This is a genomic window from Micromonospora sp. NPDC049903, from assembly GCF_044460945.1.
GTDB lineage: Bacteria > Actinomycetota > Actinomycetes > Mycobacteriales > Micromonosporaceae > Micromonospora.
Window position 1 is genome coordinate 729,078 of the sequence record NZ_JBITKL010000001.1, and the last position, 15,304, is coordinate 744,381.

The window sequence follows — 15,304 nt, forward strand, 5'->3', positions numbered from 1 at the left end:
GTTCTCGTGTCAGCCGAGCAGGGGTTCCAGCCAGCGGTGGAAGGAGTCGAGCTCGGTGGGGTGGGTGGTGCGCCACTGCTCGGGCACGGCCCGGGTCCGCCCGGCCACCTCGGCCAGCGGCACCGGGTCGTACCCGACGTCGTACGAATCGCCGGGTCGGCGGTGCAGCCCGACCATGACCCCGCCGATGCCCTCCGACAGCAGCCGGGCCGCACGCCGCCCGACCTCGGCGGCCTCGCGTCGGTCGGTCTCGGAGGCGAGCGAGGCGGCACTGCGCTGCGCCATCCCGAGCACCTCGCCCCGCGCGGCGACGCCGAGTCGCTCGCCGACGGTGCGGGCGAGCACCCGGGAGACGCCGCCGAGCAGGATGCGGGTGTGGTTGGCCGCCTCGAACGGCTCGTCGGTCAGCTCCGGCGCGGCGCCCTCGCTGACCACGACGAAGGCCCGACCGTGGGTGGCCAGGGCGTCGGCGACCCGGTCCAGGAAGACGGTCGTGTCGAACGGGACCTCCGGCAGCAGCACCAGGTGGGGTGCGTGTGCCGGGTCGTCGCCGTGCCAGGTCGCGGCCAGCGCCAGCCAGCCCACGGAGCGACCCAGGGTCTCCACGATCCGGACCTGCTCCACCCCGGCCATCGCCGCGTGGTCGCGGGCCAGGTCCGGGACGATGCGGGTGAGGTACCGGGCGGCCGAGGCGTACCCGGGGCTGTGGTCGACGCCGACCAGGTCGTTGTCGACCGTCTTCGGGATGCCGACGGTGACCAGGGGTCGTCCCCGCTCGGAGGCCCGCTCGGCGAGGGCGTGCAGCAGGGCCATGGTGCCGTTGCCGCCGATCAGCGACACCCCGTCGACCTGGTGCCGGTCGAGCGAGTCCAGTGCGGCGTCGAGGTCGGCGACGGTCACCGCCCGGCGGCCCGCGCCGAGCCAGGACCCACCCCGGCGGGTAGCCGCCACCGGCACGTCCGCCCGGGTGACCTCGGTGAACGCTCCGCTCACCAGGGCGTCCGGCCCACCGCGCAGGGCCAGCACCGAGTGCCCGTCGGCAGCCTCCAGGAAGCCACGGAGGCTGGCGTTGACCACGGCGGTCGGCGCTCCGGTCTGTCCGATCAGCAGGCGCATGGTCAGCCCTCGACCGGCCGGGTCGCCACGCTCTGGAAGCTCTGGAACGCTTCGAGGCCGGGACGTCCGCCCTCGTAACCGAGGCCGGAGTTGCCGAGCCCGCCGAAGGGCACCCACGGAGTGTTCGGCGTGCCGGTGTTGACGCCGACGATCCCGGCTCGCAGCCGACCGGCCACGGCGCGGGCGGCGTCGAGGTCGGTGCCGCAGACGTAGCCGGCCAGCCCGTACCCGGTGGCGTGGTGCAGGCGCAGCGCCTCGGCGAGATCCCGGTAGACGTGCACCGGCGCGACCGGCCCGAAGATCTCCTCGGTCATCGCGCGGCAGTCGGCCGGGGCGTCCAGCAGCACGGTGGGGGCGGCGAAGTGCCCCGTCGTGGGCAGACCGGCGTCGGTGGTGACGGCACGGGCGCCCCGGGCGACCGCCTCGGCGACGATCGCGGCCATCCGGGCGGGGTCGTCGGCCGGGGCCAGCGGCCCCAGGTCGGTGGCCGGGTCGGCGGGATCACCGACGCGCAGCGCCCGGGTGGCGGCGACGAAGGCCTCGGTGAACTCCCCGGCCACCTCGGCGGCGACGAAGACCTGGTTGGCGGCGATGCAGGACTGGCCGTTGTTGCGGTACTTGGCGACCACCAGGGTATCGGCCGCCGCCGCCGGATCGGCGTCGGGGAGCACCACGAACGGCGCGCATCCACCCAGCTCCAGCACGGTACGCAGGAAGTGCGGGGCGGCCTGGGCGGCGACCAGCCGCCCGACCCGGGTGGAGCCGGTGAACGACACCACGCGCACCGCCGGGTCGGCCAGCCAGGGGGTCACCACGTCCTCGGGGGTGCCGAGGACGGTGGAGAGCAGCCCCTCGGGCAGGTGCCCGGCGCAGACCTCGGCCAGCACCAACGACGACAACGGGGCGAGTTCGCTCGGCTTGAACAGCACTGGCGCTCCGGCCGCCACCGCCGGGGCGATCTTGCGGGCCGGGATGGAGACCGGGAAGTTCCACGGGGTGAGTACGGCGGCCACCCCGAGCGGCTTGGTCCGCACCTCGTGCCGGATGCCCGGCACCACGTCGAACCGCTCGGCCGACTGCCCTTCGAGCAGTTCGGCGGTGATCCGGAAGTACGCCACCGTGAGCCCCAGCTCGGCGCGGGCCTCGGCGAGTCGTTTGCCGGTCTCCCGGGTGATCAGGGAAGGCCACTCGTCCTCCGCCGCGAGCTGCTCGACGGCGTCGGCGATGGCCCGCAGCGCGGCGGCCCGTTCGGCGATTGGGCTGTCCGCCCAGCCGGCGGCGGACCGCTTGGCGGCATCGAGGGCGGCGGCGGCCTCGGCCGCCGCACCGAGGGTCACCTCGGCGAACGCGACGCCGCTGGCCGGGTCGTGCACGGCCAACCGCGCGCCACCGGCGTCGGCGTGGCCGGCGATCCGCACGGCGGTGTCGGAGGCGAGGACCTGCGAGACGATGGGGTCGGTCACGGTAGCTGCTCCTCGTAGCGGTCGAGCTGGTCAGGGTCGAGGTCGATGCCGAGGCCGGGCTGGTCCGGCACCCGGACGGTGCCGCGGTCGGTGAGCAGCGCGTCGGCGGCAGCGCGCAGCGGGTTGGAGCGGACGTCCCACTCGACGAGTCGGGTGGCCCGGCTGGCGGCGGCGGCGCAGATCGTCGCGGCGGTGGCGACGGCGCCGTTGTACAGGTGCGGATTGACGGTGTGCCCGGTGGCGGTGGCGGCCGTCCGGACGGCGAGGAACTCGGTGATACCGCCGACCTTGCTCAGGTCCGGCTGGACGATCCGCACCGCGTCGTCACGCAGGTACGGCGTGAAGGCAGCCGCGCCGTAGAGGTTCTCCCCGGTGGCCAGGGGCATACCGGTGCGGCGGGTCAGCTCGGCCAACTGCTCCGGGCGGTCACCGGCGAGCGGCTCCTCCAACCAGGCCACCCCGAGGTCGCCCAGGGCGGGCGTGACGTCCAGCGCCTCGTCGAGCGACCACGCCTGGTTGGCGTCGGCGAAGATCTGCGCGTCGTCACCAAGGATCCGGCGGGCGGCGCGGACATTGGCCAGGTCGGTCTCGGCACCGAAGCCGACCTTCACCTTCACGGCGGTCAGGCCGAGGGCGGCGCAGCGTTCGGCGGTCTCGACGACCCCGGTCGGGCCGAGGCTGGAGCCGTAGACCGGCACTTCGGTGGGCGGCTCGGGGTGGTCGGCGAGCAGCCGGGTCAGACTCACCCCGGCGTGCCGGGCGGCGAGGTCCCACAGGGCCAGGTCGACGCCGCTGACGGCCTGGTGGATCGGGCCGGGCGCGCCCCACTGCCGGCCCAGCGGGCGCAGTCGCCGCAGCAGCGTCCGGTGGGCCTCGGCGGTGTCGGTGAAACGCCGACCGACCAGGAGCGGGGCGACGCCTTCGTGGATCGTGGCGATCCGTTCCCGCCAGGCCCAGGAGGGATAGTTGGCCCAGGTCTCGCCCACGCCCACCGAACCGTCCGCGAGCTCGACCTCGACCAGGATCATCACCCGGTGGGTCAGCGGGGCGAAGGACATGGCGATCTTCTCGTCGGGGCGGGCCCGCAGCACCCGGCAGCGCACGGCGGCCACGGCGACGTCCGGCAGCGCCGCCGGTGACGGCACGGTGGCCGCCGGTACGGAGGCGGGCTGCCCCACGGCTGCGGACGTTCGGGTCATTGTTCCCTCTCTCACAACTGCCACCAAGGTGCATGCAATCTTGGAGGCACGTGAAGTCCACGTCAAGGGCCCGTAACAAATGTGTTGCCTGCCGAGCGGGCAGAGCCGGGGTTCCGCCACGCGTCGACCCGGCGCAGCAGACGGCGGTCGGGTGCGGCCTGCGGTCACGGCCCGTCGGTCGAGTGCAGCCGGCCGGTGGTCACCATCCGGCGCAGGTCACCGGCCGCGAATCAGCGCGGGGCGGTGCGAAGCGGACCCCGAGCGCGAGTCGTCGCAGCGCAGGTCAAAGCCCGGGCCGGCGCGGCGCAGGTCGAAGCGCGGGTCGGGGTAACGCAAGCCGAAGCGCGGGTCGGGGCGGCGCGGGCCGGGGCAGCGCACGCCGGAGCCTGGGCCGGGCGGCGCGGGTCGGGGCGACGCGGGTCGGGGCGTCGGTGGTCAGGCGCGGACGAATCGGGTCCCGGCGCGCCGGGCGGCGTCGGCCACGGCCGGCGGCAGCTCCACGTCGGTGACCAGGGTGTCGATCCGGTCGAAGGCGCAGACCCGGACCGGGGCGCTGGCGTCGAATTTGCTGCCGTCGGCGACCAGGACCACCTCGTCGGCGATCTCCATCACCGCGTGCTTCGCGGTCAGCTCCACCTCGGAACGCACGTAGACGCCACGGGCGTCCACCGCGCTTGCCCCCAGGAAGAGCATCCGCACCCGCATCCGCTGCAGCAGATCCAGTGCGGCGAAGCCGACCATCGCCTGGTTCTCGTGCAGCACCTCGCCACCGAGGCCGATCACCCGGACCCGAGGTCGACCCAACATCTGTGCCAGCACCGGAACCGAGTGGGTGACCAGGCAACCGTCGAAGTCGTCGGGAAGGCAGTGCGCCACGGCGGCCGCGGTCGTACCGCTGTCCACGCCGATCGTGTCACCGGGAGTGACCAGCGCTGCGGCGGCGCGACCGACGACGAGCTTGGCCTCGGGGTTGACCTGCGCACGGTGCAGATAGCTGGGGCCTGCGGCGCCCCCGGGAGGCAGGCTGACCCCGCCGTGCACCAGCACCGCCTCGCCCCGCTCGGCGAGCCTGCGCAGGTCACGACGGACGGTCATCGGGGAGACGCCGAGGTGCTCGGCGAGGTCGGTCACGGAGAGGAAGCCCGAACGGCGCAGCGCCGCCATGATCTGGGTCCGGCGCTGCGGCGCACCGTCGTAGCGCAGGGACTCCAAGGTCACGCCGGGCGCCTTCCTCTCGGGCGAATGGGTGAAGTCTAGAGCACCAGCCCATCTGGTTGATTTCTAACAACGGATGTTAGTTTTACCATCCGTTGTTGTTCTGCCTTCCCGGGAGGATGAGCTGTGACCGACTTCCCCACCTCAAGCCTGGCCCGCCCCTCAGGCGGTTACGCGATGCTCGCCGTCGACCAGCGCGAGGCCCTGCGGGCCATGTTCGCCGCCCACCAGTCCACCCCCGTCACCGACCAGCAACTGACCGATTTCAAGGTGACCGTCGCCCGGGTGCTCAGTCCGTACGCCTCGGCCCTGCTGGTGGACAAGCAGTTCGGCTGGGACGCCGTGGTGGCCAGCGGCGCCGTCGCCCCCGACTGCGCCCTGATCGCCGCTGCGGACGCCTTCACCGGCAGCGCCACCGAGTTCGTCGCCGACGTGGCGATCGACCCCGCCGTCGTCCCGGCCACCGTCCGCGCCGAGGGCGCCAAGGCCCTCAAACTGCTCCTGCTCTGGCGTCCGGACGAAGACCCCGAGGGTCGGATCGCGCTCGCCACCGACTTCATCGAGCGGTGTCGCAAGCACGGCCTGGTCAGCATCATCGAGCCGGTCAGCCGGGGCCCACGCGACGGCGGCGAGTACGACCACGAGGCCGGCATCCACGCCGCCGCCCGGGAACTCGGCGCTCTCGGGGCCGACCTGTACAAGGCCGAGGTCCCCACCCACGGCAAGGGCACCGAGGCGGAGATCCTCGCCGGCTCCCAACGGCTCACCGAGGTCATCGACAGCCCCTGGGTCGTCCTCTCGTCCGGCGTACCGGCGGAGCGCTTCGGTACGGCCGTGCGGACGGCCTGCCGGGGCGGAGCCTCCGGCTTCCTGGCCGGACGTGCCGTCTGGGCCTCGGTGATCGGCAGCCCCACCCTGGAGTCGGACCTCTCCACCGTCTCCGCCGACCGGCTGCGCCGACTCGCCGACCTCGTCGACGACGCCGTAACCCGCTGAGCCGTGCCGGTCGGCGATCTGCTCGCGGTGGTCGCCGTGGCGCTCGGCGCCACGGCGCAGCGCCTCACCGGTCTGGGATTCGCGCTGGTGGCGGCCCCCTTCCTGGTGGTCCTGCTCGGGCCGCACACCGGGGTCACCCTCGCCAACGTCCTCTCCATCGCGATCTGCCTGATCGTGCTCGCCGGGACCTTTCGACACCTGGAACGGCGCCTCGCCGCGACCCTCGCCGCCGGTGCCGTCATCGCCGTGCCGCTGGGCGCGCTGGTGGTCCGCACCCTGCCCACCCCGGTGCTGCTGATCGGGGTGGGCACGCTGACCGCCGGCTCGGTGCTCTGGGTGGTCGCCGGGCGGGAACTGCGGCTGCTCCGCCGTCGCGGTGGAGCTGTCGTCGCCGGTCTGGCCTCGGGCTTCTGCAACACCACCGCCGCCACCGGCGGCCCCCCGTTGGCGGTCTACGCCGCCAGCACCGGCTGGCCGCAGCGCGCCTTCGTGCCCAGCGTGCAACTCGTCGGACTGGTGAGCAACGGGCTCTCGGTGGCCGCGAAGGGACCGCCGGCGGTCTCCCTGCCTTTCATCGCCATCTGTGGGGTGGCGATGGCGGCCGGGTTGCTCGGCGGGCAGTTCCTCACCCGACGGGTCAGTGAGGCCCAGGCACGCCGGGTGATGCTTCTGCTGGCCCTCGGCGGCAGCCTGCTCGCCGTCGGCAAGGGGGTGACCTCGCTGTGACCGGACGCCAGGGCACCGAATCCACCCTCGCGCCCGCCGACCCGGACGACGTACCCCGCGCCGACGCGGTCCGCCGACCCGGGCGACTCTTCGCCGTCGGCACCGACCCCGATCCCCGGTTCACGTTGGCGAACGAGCGCACCTTCCTCGCCTGGATCCGTACGTCACTGGCGCTCTTCGCGGCCGGCATCGCCCTGGAGGGCCTGAACCTGCCCATCCACCCGGGCTACCGGCTCGCCGCCGCCGTGCTCCTGATCGCACTCGGCACGCTCACCCCGGCCCACGCCTGGTTCGGCTGGCTGCGCACCGAGCGGGCACTGCGACTGAGCCGGGGACTGCCGCCGCCGACCAGCATGGCGGTGCCGCTCGCCACCGGGCTGCTGACCGTCGGAGTCCTGCTCACCGTTGGTCTGCTGCGGTGAGCAGCGCGGGCCTGCACGTCGAGCGGACCCGACTGGCGTGGCGTCGTACCGCCGCCGCCTATGCGCTGGCCGCGCTCGTGGTCGGTCGGATCCTGGCGTTCGACCTGGGGCACGCCGCATTGGCGTTCGCGGCCCCGTTCGCCGCGGTGGCGCTGCTGGTGATGATCGGACCGCTGCCTCGTCGGGCCTCTGCGGCCCGGGTCCCCCGCCGCGCCTCGACCGCTCTGCCGGCCGGGGCCGCACCGCCGACCGCACCGGCGCCCGCGTTGCTCGCGCTGGTAGCCGCGATGACCGCCCTCGCGGGGCTGGGCGGGGCGATCGCCGTGCTCCTGGCATGACCGAACACGTCGACCGTCGTCACCCGAGTCGTGGCCACGGGAGACCTGACCGTCCCGCGCACGCGACGGACGCCCGTCCCGGTGTCAGCGCGGGACCTCGCCGGACCGTAGTCCGTTGACGAGAAGCGCGACCATGCGGCGCGCGTAGTCGGGCTCCTCGTCCGGCATCGGCGCGCACAGCTTCGCGACCGCATAGATCAGGTCCTGCGGGCTGACCTCGGCCCGGATCTCGCCGGCCGCTGTCGCGCTGTCGAGCAGGGCTCCGAGGGGCGGGCCCAGCTTCTCCATCAGGTAGCCGGAGAGGCCGTCGTACGCCGGATTGCCGGAGTGCAACGCCGCAGCGAACCCCCGTTTCGTCGCGACGAGCGCGGCGAGCCGGTCGAGCCACCCAGCGAGGGCGGCCAGCGGCTCGTGTGCGGCGGCCAGCGCCGGGCCCGCCTCGGCGCAGGCGTCGATCTCCCGCTCGATCACCGCTTTGATCAGGTCGGAGCGCTGGGGAAAGTGCCGGTAGAGCGTGCCGACCCCGACGCCGGCCAGGTCGGTGATCTGTTTCGCGGGTGCGTCCACGCCCGAGGTGCCGAAGACCGTCTTCGCCGCGTCGAGCAACGAGTCGACGTTGCGCTGCGCGTCGGTGCGCTTTCGGCGGGACGCCTGTGCGCCCGCCCTCGAACCTGTCGTCTCGTCCGACACTCCAACCCCCTTGCTGTTCCGGAAAGCCTTTCCGTATAATTCCGGAAAGACATTCCGCTTCATCTGACGATACCGCGAGGAGACGATCATGCAGTACCGCTCCCTGGGCCGGACCGGCATCAAGGTCAGCCCGTACGCTCTCGGCGCGCTGATGTTCGCCACCCAGGTCGGCAACCCCGACCCGCAGGACTCGGTCCGGGTGATCCACAAGGCGCTCGACGTCGGCATCAACCTCATCGACACCTCCGACGCGTACGGCGACTCGGAGGAGGTCGTCGGGCGGGCGCTCGTGGGACGGCGGGACACCGTCGTCCTGGCCACCAAGTTCAGCCGCCCGACGGGTACCGACCCCAACCAGCAGGGCACCTCCCGACGTTGGATCATGACTGCGGTCGAGGACTCCCTGCGCCGCCTGCGTACCGACCACATCGACCTGTACCAGGTGCACCGGCTGGACCCGGACACCGACATCGAGGAGACGCTCTCCGCGCTCACCGACCTGATCCGCACCGGGAAGGTACGCGCGATCGGCTCGTCCAACACCCCGGCGGGCGACATCGTCGAGGCGCAGTCGGTCGCCGAACGACGCGGGTTGGCACGTTTCCGCGCCGAGCAGGCGCCCTACTCGATCCTCAACCGGGGCATCGAGAACGAGGTGCTGCCGACCGCGCAGCGCTACGGGATGGGCACGCTGGTGTGGGGCCCGCTCGGCCAGGGGATGCTCACCGGCCGGGTCCGCAAGGGCCAGCAGAACGACCTGCGGCGGGCCCACCTCTTCCGCCACCTCACCGACGAGCGCCGGATCGACGTCGTCGAACGGCTCGTCCCGCTCGCCGAGGAGGTCGGCGTGCCGCTGACCCACCTCGCCATGGCCTTCGCCATCGCGCACCCGGGCGTGACCAGCGCGCTGCTGGGTGCCCGCACCCTGGACCAGCTCGACGGCCTGCTCGACGGCGTCGACGTCGCGCTCTCCGACGACGTCCTCGACCGGATCGACGAGATCGTCCCGCCCGGCACCGACGTCACCCGACTCGACCAGGCATACCTGCCTCCGGCCCTGACCGAACCCGCGCTACGCCGCCGGCCGGTCAGCGAGCGCCGCGCCGCGTGAGCCGGGCAGAGCGCGCGCCGCGCGAGTCAGGCAGGGCTACGGCCCCGCCTGGCCCGCGTGCCGCGTGTGGTGTCCGCAGGTACGGGTAGACGGGTCGCACGGCAGGCGGCACCGCGTGCGGTCACCCGCTGGGGACGGGAGGGGCGATGAAGGTCAGGAGTTCGTTGCGGTCGTTGACGCGGAAGATGAACTCGATCGTGGTCCGCCGTCGGGGCAAGGTCGTCGTGGTCAACAAGAAGGATCCGCGCCAGAAGGCCCGACAGGGCTGACATTCCCCGCCATCCCGAAAGCGACATGGCGGGGCAGACACCGTACGACAGGAGGCGACCGTGAGCTACCGAGCGCGGGACGGCGAGCAGCCGGTCGATCCGGACCACGCCGAGGACGAGGCCGGTCAGGTACCCCTCGTCCAGGTCGAGGCGGACACCGAGGTGCCCGCGCCAGCCGACACCGACGTACGGCCGGACCTGGTGACCGAGGACAACGGGTCGGGGATGACCGGCGGCTCCTCGGGCAGCAGTGGCGGCGGCTCCAGCATGCCCGGACACCCCGACGCCTCCCACTGACGCGGGCCGGCGGATGCCTCAGCACGGCCGTCACCACGACACCGGGCACGCCGCACCCGACAAGCACGCCGGGCACCGCGAGCACGACACGCACGCCGGGCATGATCCGGAGGCGTTCCGCCGCAAGTTCTGGCTGAGCCTGGCGCTGACCGTGCCCGTCGTACTCACCAGCCCGATGGTGATGGACTGGTTCGGCTACCGACTGGACTTCCCCGGCGTCGACCTGGTGGGTCCGGTGCTCGGCACGGTGGTCTTCGGCTACGGCGGCTGGCCCTTCCTCCAGGGCGCGGTACGCGAGCTCCGGGACCGCGCCCCCGGGATGATGCTGTTGATCGCGATGGCGATCACGGTCGCGTACGCGGCGTCGCTGGCCACCGCGATCGGCGCGTTCGACCTGGACTTCTGGTGGGAACTGGCCGCACTGGTCACCATCATGCTGCTCGGACACTGGCAGGAGATGAAGGCCATCGGCCAGGCCCGAGGCGCCCTGTCGGCGCTGGCCGCGTTGCTGCCCGACGACGCGGAACGCCTCGCCCCGGACGGCCGACCGCAGGCGGTCACCGTGGCCGACCTGCGCGTCGGCGACCTGGTCCTGGTCCGGCCGGGCGGCCGGGTGCCGGCGGACGGGCAGATCGTCGACGGCGCGGCCGAGCTGAACGAATCCATGATCACCGGGGAGTCGCGGCCGGTGTCCCGCTCGCCCGGCGACCGGGTCGTGGCCGGCACGGTCGCCACCGACGCGGCACTACGGGTACGGGTCGACGCGGTCGGCGACGACACCGCGCTGGCCGGCATCCAACGGCTGGTGGCGCAGGCACAGCAGTCCAGCGGACGGGCGCAGGTGCTCGCCGACCGGTTCGCCGCGTGGTTGTTCTACATCGCCACCGCCACCGCCCTGGTCACCCTGCTGGTGTGGACGGTGCTCGGCAACCTCGACCAGGCGGTCGTCCGTACGGTGACGGTGCTGGTCATCGCCTGCCCGCACGCGCTCGGCCTGGCCATCCCGCTGGTGATCGCACTCTCCACGGCGGTCGCCGCGAAGGGCGGCATCCTGGTCAAGGACCGGCTGGCGCTGGAGCGGATGCGGACGGTGGACACCGTGCTGTTCGACAAGACCGGCACGCTGACCCGGGGCGAACACGTGGTCACCGACGTCGCCGCCACTTACGAACACCACCCGGCGGCGGACCACGCCGGAAGCGACCGCCCGGACGACGTCGAAAGCCGCCGGCCGGGCGACGCCGGAAGCGACCGGTCGGACGGGACCGGTGACGGTGAGCGGGACGTACTCGCCATCGCGGCGGCGGTGGAGGCGGACAGCGAGCATCCGCTGGCCCGGGCCATCGTGGTCGCTGCCGAGCGGCAGGCGGACCGGCGGACGGCGACCGGATTCCGGTCGCTGACCGGCCGGGGCGTGCGCGCCGAGGTGGACGGCGTGACGTACGCGGTCGGCGGGCCGGCGCTGCTGCGCGAGTTCGGGGTCACCGTGCCCGACGATCTCGCCCGACGACAGCGGGACTGGTCCGATCGCGGCGCGGCGGTGCTGCACCTGCTGCGGCTGCAGGACGACGGGGCACGGGTGCTGGGCGCGCTGGCCCTGGAGGACGAGGTACGCCCCGAGGCCCGGCAGGCGGTCGCCGACCTCCGCGCCCAGGGCATCCGGAAGATCGTGATGATCACGGGTGACGCCCGTCCGGTGGCCGAGGCGGTCGCCGCCGACCTCGGGTTCCGGCCCGGCGAGGACGAGGTCTTCGCCGAGGTGCTGCCGGCCGACAAGGACGACACGGTGGCGGACCTGCACCGACGTGGGCTGCGGGTGGCGATGGTCGGTGACGGGGTGAACGACGCCCCGGCGCTGGCCCGCGCCACCGTGGGCATCGCGATCGGCGCGGGTACCGACGTGGCGATCGAGTCGGCCGGGGTGGTGCTCGCCTCCTCCGACCCGCGCGGCGTGACCGGAGTGATCCGGCTGTCCCGCGCCGCGTACCGGAAGATGATCCAGAATCTGGTCTGGGCCGCCGGCTACAACGTGGTCGCGCTGCCGCTCGCCGCCGGGGTGCTGGCCGGGGCCGGAGTGGCGCTGAGCCCGGCGGTCGCGGCGGTGCTGATGTCCGCCTCGACCATCGTGGTCGCGCTCAACGCCCAACTGCTGCGCCGGGTCCGGCTCCGGCCGCAGGACCAGACGGGTACACGGGATCAGACCGGTGCGGCCGGGTAGGCGCGGGTCTCGGCGGCCTTGACGGCCGCCCAGACCGGTTGGCCCGGGGTGAGCGCGAGCTGCGCGGCGGCGGCCGGCGTGACGTCGGCGGCCACCTCGATCGGGCCGGCGAGCTGGATACGCAGGTTGTCGCCGTGCCGCTGCACCCCGGTGATGGTGGCCGGCCAGGTGTTGCGCGGGCTGCCGTCGGGCTGCCGTGGATGCAGCGCCACCGCGGACGGTGGGAACGCCACGAACACGTCGCCGTCCTGTGGGTCCCCGGCGGTCAGCCGGAACCCGTCGGCGAGCCGGACCTGATGCCCGCTGGCCTGCCCCCGGTACAGGTTGAGCCCGACCAGGCGGGCCACGTAGTCGGTGCGCGGTCGGGCGGTGATGGTGGCGGCGCTGCCCTCCTGCACGACCTTACCGTGCTCGACGATGACCAAGCGGTCGGCGAGCACCAGCGCGTCGAGCGGGTCGTGCGTCACCAGGAGGGTGGCTCCGGTGTGCGCGGCGAGGTGCCGCTGCAACTGGGCGCGGGTGTCGAGCCGGGTCCCGGCGTCGAGCGCGGCCAACGGCTCGTCGAGGAGCAACAGCGCCGGTTCCACCGCCAGCGCCCGGGCCAGGGCGACCCGCTGGGCCTGCCCGCCGGAGAGCTGCCGGGGCTTGTGCCCGGCGTGTGCGGTCAACCCCATCCGGGCCAGCCAGTCGGCGGCCAGGCTGCGCGCCTGCCGACGGTTCAGGCCCTGTCGGCGCGGGCCGAACGCGACGTTGTCCAAGGCGGTGAGGTGTGGAAAGAGCAGGTAGTCCTGGAACACCACGCCGACGGACCGGCGCTCGGGTGGGGTCCAGATCCGCCGCTCCGGGTCGTCGAGGTCGCGGCCGTCCAGAGTGAGGTGTCCGGCCGAGAGCGGGAGCAGCCCGGCGAGGGTACGCAACGCGGTGGTCTTGCCGGCCCCGTTGGGCCCGAGCAGCGCGACCACCTCGCCGGGGCCGATGGCCAGCGGCAGGTCCAGCCGGAACTCGCCCCGTGCCACGGTCAGGTGGGCGTCGAGCAGCGGCGACCCGGCGGCCGGTGTCGGTGGCGAGGCGGTCATGGCGAGCTGATCCACCGGTCGCGCAGGCAGGCCAGGATCACGACGGAGACGGTGAGCAGGATGAGGCTGAGCACGATCGCGGCCTCCAGGTCGGTCTCCAGCGCCAGATAGACGGCCAACGGCATGGTCTGTGTCCGGCCGGGATAGTTGCCGGCGAAGGTGATGGTGGCACCGAACTCGCCCAGCGCACGGGCCCAGCAGAGCACCGCCCCGGCCGCGACGCCGGGCGCGACGAGCGGCAACGTGACGTGGGTGAAGGTGGTCCACCGGCCGGCACCGAGCGTGGCGGCGGCCTCCTCGTACCGGGTGTCCGCGCCACGTAACGCCCCCTCCACCGCGATGATCAGGAAGGGCATGGCCACGAACGCCTCGGCGAGCACCACCGCCGTGGTGGTGAACGGCAGCGTGATGCCGAACGTGCTGTCCAACCAGGAGCCGACCAGCCCGCGCCGACCGAAGACCAGCAGCAGCGCCACACCGCCGACCACCGGAGGCAGCACCAGCGGCACGGTGATCAGGGCGCGCACCACCCGGCGGCCGGGGAACGACACCCGGGCCAGCAGCCAGGCCAGCGGGATGCCGAGGACCAGACAGAGCAGGGTGGCCAGCGAGGCGGTCTGCACCGACAGCCGCAACGCGGTCAGCACGCCCGGTTCGGTGAGTCGCTGCGGCAGCGTGCTCCACGGTGTCCGGGCCAGCAGCCCGACCAGCGGCAGCACCAGGAAGACCATCCCGAGCGTCGCGGGCACCAGCAGGGCGATCGGAATCCGCCCGGTGCGCCGGGTACGGGTGGGCACGCTGGTCACCGACTACGGCGCCTGGAATCCGGCCTCGGTGAGCACGGCCTGCCCGGTGTCGGAGCGGACGTACTCCACGAAGGCCCGCGCGGTCGTCGCGTTGCGGGCCTCCTTGAGCACCAGGATCGGGTAGTCGTTGATCGCCCCGGCCGACTCGGGGAACTCGACGCCGTCGACGTCCGCGTCGGCGGCCCGCGCGTCGGTCCGGTAGACCAGCGCGGCGTCCACCTCGCCCAGCCGCACCTTGGACAACGCGGCCTTCACGTCCTGCTCCAGAGTGACCGGGGTGAGCGCCACGCCCGCCGCGTCCAGCACCGTCCGCGCCGCCGCCCCACACGGCACCTGCTCGGCGCAGAGGGCCACCTTCGCGCCGGGTCTGGTCAGGTCGCTCAGCCCGGTCACCCGGTCGGGGTTGCCCTCGGGTACGGCGATGACGAGCTGGTTGCGGACGAAGGTGACCGGCTCACCGTCGCCGTTGCCCGCCTCGGTGACGGTGGCCATCGGGGCGGGGGCGGCGGAGGCGAACACGTCGGCGGGTGCGCCCTGGTTGATCTGGGTGGCCAGCGCGGAGCTGCCGGCGAAGCTGAACGTGACCTTCACACCCTCGTGGGCCGCCTCGAAGTCCCGCCCGATCCGGGTGAACGACTCGGTCAGTGACGCGGCGGCGAAGACGGTCAGCTCACCGCCGATCCCGTTCCCGCCGGCCGGCGGGTCCGCGGCGTCCTCGGCGCATCCGCCCAGCAGTGCGAGTGCGGTGACCGCGGCCAGGAGACGTACTGCTCTCACGAGTGGGCCCTTCCTCTGCTGCCGGCCGGCACGGCGGGCTTCTCCACCACGACGGTGGTCGACTTGATCACTGCTTCCGCCACCGACCCGACCTCCAGGCCGAGGTGGTCGACCGCTTCCCGGCTCATCAGCGAGACCAGCCGGAACGGACCGGCCTGGATGTCGACCTGGGCCATCACCGCGTCCTTGACCACGGCGGTGACGATGCCGCGCAGCCGGTTGCGCGCCGAGGACTCGTCGGCCCGCCCGCCGGGTTCGGTGGCCTGGGCGCGGACGAACGCGGCCAGCTCGACCCCGTCGATCACCCGGTGTCCGTGCTCGTCGCGGCTCGCGGTGAGCCGACCGCCGTCCACCCAGCGGCGCATGGTGTCGACGCTGACCCCGAGCAACTCGGCCGCCTCACCCATCCGGAACATCGTCACGGACGGATCGTAACGGCCGCAGGTGCGGCTCGATAGACCAGATCGAGGCCGCATCCACGACGGCTGTTGCCCGATCCCGGCCGAACCTGCGGCGCCCGGTGGCCGACCGTGATCCGGGTTACCTCGCGGTCCGGAACTTCCGAGGCGTCGGAGCCGACCAAGC

The 15,304-nt window shown here is 73.3% G+C and carries 17 protein-coding genes; 8 read left to right on the forward strand and 9 right to left on the reverse strand.

What is annotated here, in order from left to right; translation table 11 throughout:
* Positions 1-9 precede the first annotated feature (9 nt).
* From ACIBO1_RS02955 to ACIBO1_RS02970, 4 genes are all read right to left on the reverse strand, one after another.
* Entirely contained in the window at positions 10-1,116 is a 1,107-nt protein-coding gene (locus ACIBO1_RS02955; RefSeq protein ID WP_396740972.1) for a diphosphate--fructose-6-phosphate 1-phosphotransferase, read from the reverse strand.
* Between the two features lie 2 nt (positions 1,117-1,118).
* Entirely contained in the window at positions 1,119-2,579 is a 1,461-nt protein-coding gene (locus ACIBO1_RS02960) for an aldehyde dehydrogenase family protein (RefSeq protein WP_396740973.1), read from the reverse strand.
* Positions 2,576-3,778, reverse strand: a complete 1,203-nt coding sequence (locus ACIBO1_RS02965; RefSeq protein ID WP_396740974.1) for a mandelate racemase/muconate lactonizing enzyme family protein — start codon at positions 3,776-3,778, stop codon at positions 2,576-2,578. The genes ACIBO1_RS02960 and ACIBO1_RS02965 overlap by 4 nt, the downstream gene beginning before the upstream one ends.
* Positions 3,779-4,213: 435 nt before the next feature.
* Positions 4,214-4,996, reverse strand: a complete 783-nt coding sequence (locus tag ACIBO1_RS02970; RefSeq protein ID WP_396740975.1) for a DeoR/GlpR family DNA-binding transcription regulator — start codon at positions 4,994-4,996, stop codon at positions 4,214-4,216.
* Between the two features lie 123 nt (positions 4,997-5,119).
* Between ACIBO1_RS02970 and ACIBO1_RS02975 the strand changes: the two genes are divergently transcribed.
* The 4 genes from ACIBO1_RS02975 to ACIBO1_RS02990 are packed head-to-tail and all read left to right on the forward strand — an operon-like array spanning position 5,120 to position 7,475.
* Positions 5,120-5,989, forward strand: coding sequence for a hypothetical protein (locus ACIBO1_RS02975; RefSeq protein ID WP_396740976.1), 870 nt, complete (start codon positions 5,120-5,122; stop codon positions 5,987-5,989).
* Positions 5,990-5,992: 3 nt separating this feature from the next.
* Positions 5,993-6,715, forward strand: coding sequence for a sulfite exporter TauE/SafE family protein (locus tag ACIBO1_RS02980; protein WP_350696068.1), 723 nt, complete (start codon positions 5,993-5,995; stop codon positions 6,713-6,715).
* Positions 6,712-7,137 carry a DUF202 domain-containing protein gene (locus tag ACIBO1_RS02985; protein ID WP_350696070.1) on the forward strand — a complete coding sequence of 142 codons (426 nt, stop codon included), beginning with the start codon at positions 6,712-6,714 and terminating at the stop codon, positions 7,135-7,137. Before ACIBO1_RS02980 ends, ACIBO1_RS02985 begins: the two co-directional genes overlap by 4 nt.
* Entirely contained in the window at positions 7,134-7,475 is a 342-nt protein-coding gene (locus ACIBO1_RS02990) for a hypothetical protein (RefSeq protein ID WP_396740977.1), read from the forward strand. Before ACIBO1_RS02985 ends, ACIBO1_RS02990 begins: the two co-directional genes overlap by 4 nt.
* A gap of 84 nt (positions 7,476-7,559) precedes the next feature.
* Here the strand turns inward: ACIBO1_RS02990 and ACIBO1_RS02995 are convergent, their stop codons facing one another.
* On the reverse strand, positions 7,560-8,165 hold the full coding sequence (locus ACIBO1_RS02995; RefSeq protein WP_396740978.1) for a TetR/AcrR family transcriptional regulator: 606 nt from the start codon (positions 8,163-8,165) through the stop codon (positions 7,560-7,562).
* Between the two features lie 88 nt (positions 8,166-8,253).
* Here ACIBO1_RS02995 and ACIBO1_RS03000 point away from each other — a divergent pair, with 88 nt between their 5' ends.
* From ACIBO1_RS03000 to ACIBO1_RS03015, 4 genes are all read left to right on the forward strand, one after another.
* On the forward strand, positions 8,254-9,276 hold the full coding sequence (locus ACIBO1_RS03000) for an aldo/keto reductase (RefSeq protein WP_396740979.1): 1,023 nt from the start codon (positions 8,254-8,256) through the stop codon (positions 9,274-9,276).
* A 146-nt stretch (positions 9,277-9,422) separates the two neighbouring features.
* Positions 9,423-9,545 carry a 50S ribosomal protein L36 gene (locus ACIBO1_RS03005; protein WP_131051346.1) on the forward strand — a complete coding sequence of 41 codons (123 nt, stop codon included), beginning with the start codon at positions 9,423-9,425 and terminating at the stop codon, positions 9,543-9,545.
* 60 nt (positions 9,546-9,605) lie between these two features.
* Entirely contained in the window at positions 9,606-9,842 is a 237-nt protein-coding gene (locus ACIBO1_RS03010; RefSeq protein ID WP_396740980.1) for a preprotein translocase YidC, read from the forward strand.
* Between the two features lie 13 nt (positions 9,843-9,855).
* Entirely contained in the window at positions 9,856-12,060 is a 2,205-nt protein-coding gene (locus ACIBO1_RS03015; RefSeq protein ID WP_396740981.1) for an HAD-IC family P-type ATPase, read from the forward strand.
* Here the strand turns inward: ACIBO1_RS03015 and ACIBO1_RS03020 are convergent.
* From ACIBO1_RS03020 to ACIBO1_RS03035, 4 genes are read right to left on the reverse strand one after another with little or no spacing between them, the layout of a single operon-like run.
* A complete protein-coding gene (locus tag ACIBO1_RS03020) occupies positions 12,039-13,136 on the reverse strand; it encodes an ABC transporter ATP-binding protein (protein ID WP_396740982.1) in 1,098 nt (365 codons plus the stop codon). The genes ACIBO1_RS03015 and ACIBO1_RS03020 overlap by 22 nt on opposite strands.
* On the reverse strand, positions 13,133-13,933 hold the full coding sequence (locus tag ACIBO1_RS03025; RefSeq protein WP_396740983.1) for an ABC transporter permease: 801 nt from the start codon (positions 13,931-13,933) through the stop codon (positions 13,133-13,135). The genes ACIBO1_RS03020 and ACIBO1_RS03025 overlap by 4 nt, the downstream gene beginning before the upstream one ends.
* Positions 13,934-13,945: 12 nt before the next feature.
* The gene (gene modA / locus ACIBO1_RS03030; RefSeq protein ID WP_396740984.1) at positions 13,946-14,719 is read right to left on the reverse strand and encodes a molybdate ABC transporter substrate-binding protein; all 774 of its coding nucleotides are present in this window, start codon (positions 14,717-14,719) and stop codon (positions 13,946-13,948) included.
* Entirely contained in the window at positions 14,716-15,141 is a 426-nt protein-coding gene (locus tag ACIBO1_RS03035) for a molybdopterin-binding protein (RefSeq protein WP_396740985.1), read from the reverse strand. Before ACIBO1_RS03035 ends, modA begins: the two co-directional genes overlap by 4 nt.
* Between the last annotated feature and the right edge of the window lie 163 nt (positions 15,142-15,304).

Coding starts and splice junctions, on each gene's coding strand:
- ACIBO1_RS03020 (WP_396740982.1), bottom strand. CDS start 13,136: ATGACCGCCTCGCCACCGACACCGGCCGCCGGGTCGCCGCTGCTCGAC.
- ACIBO1_RS03005 (WP_131051346.1), top strand. CDS start 9,423: ATGAAGGTCAGGAGTTCGTTGCGGTCGTTGACGCGGAAGATGAACTCG.
- ACIBO1_RS03015 (WP_396740981.1), top strand. CDS start 9,856: ATGCCTCAGCACGGCCGTCACCACGACACCGGGCACGCCGCACCCGAC.
- ACIBO1_RS03000 (WP_396740979.1), top strand. CDS start 8,254: ATGCAGTACCGCTCCCTGGGCCGGACCGGCATCAAGGTCAGCCCGTAC.
- ACIBO1_RS02965 (WP_396740974.1), bottom strand. CDS start 3,778: ATGACCCGAACGTCCGCAGCCGTGGGGCAGCCCGCCTCCGTACCGGCG.
- ACIBO1_RS02955 (WP_396740972.1), bottom strand. CDS start 1,116: ATGCGCCTGCTGATCGGACAGACCGGAGCGCCGACCGCCGTGGTCAAC.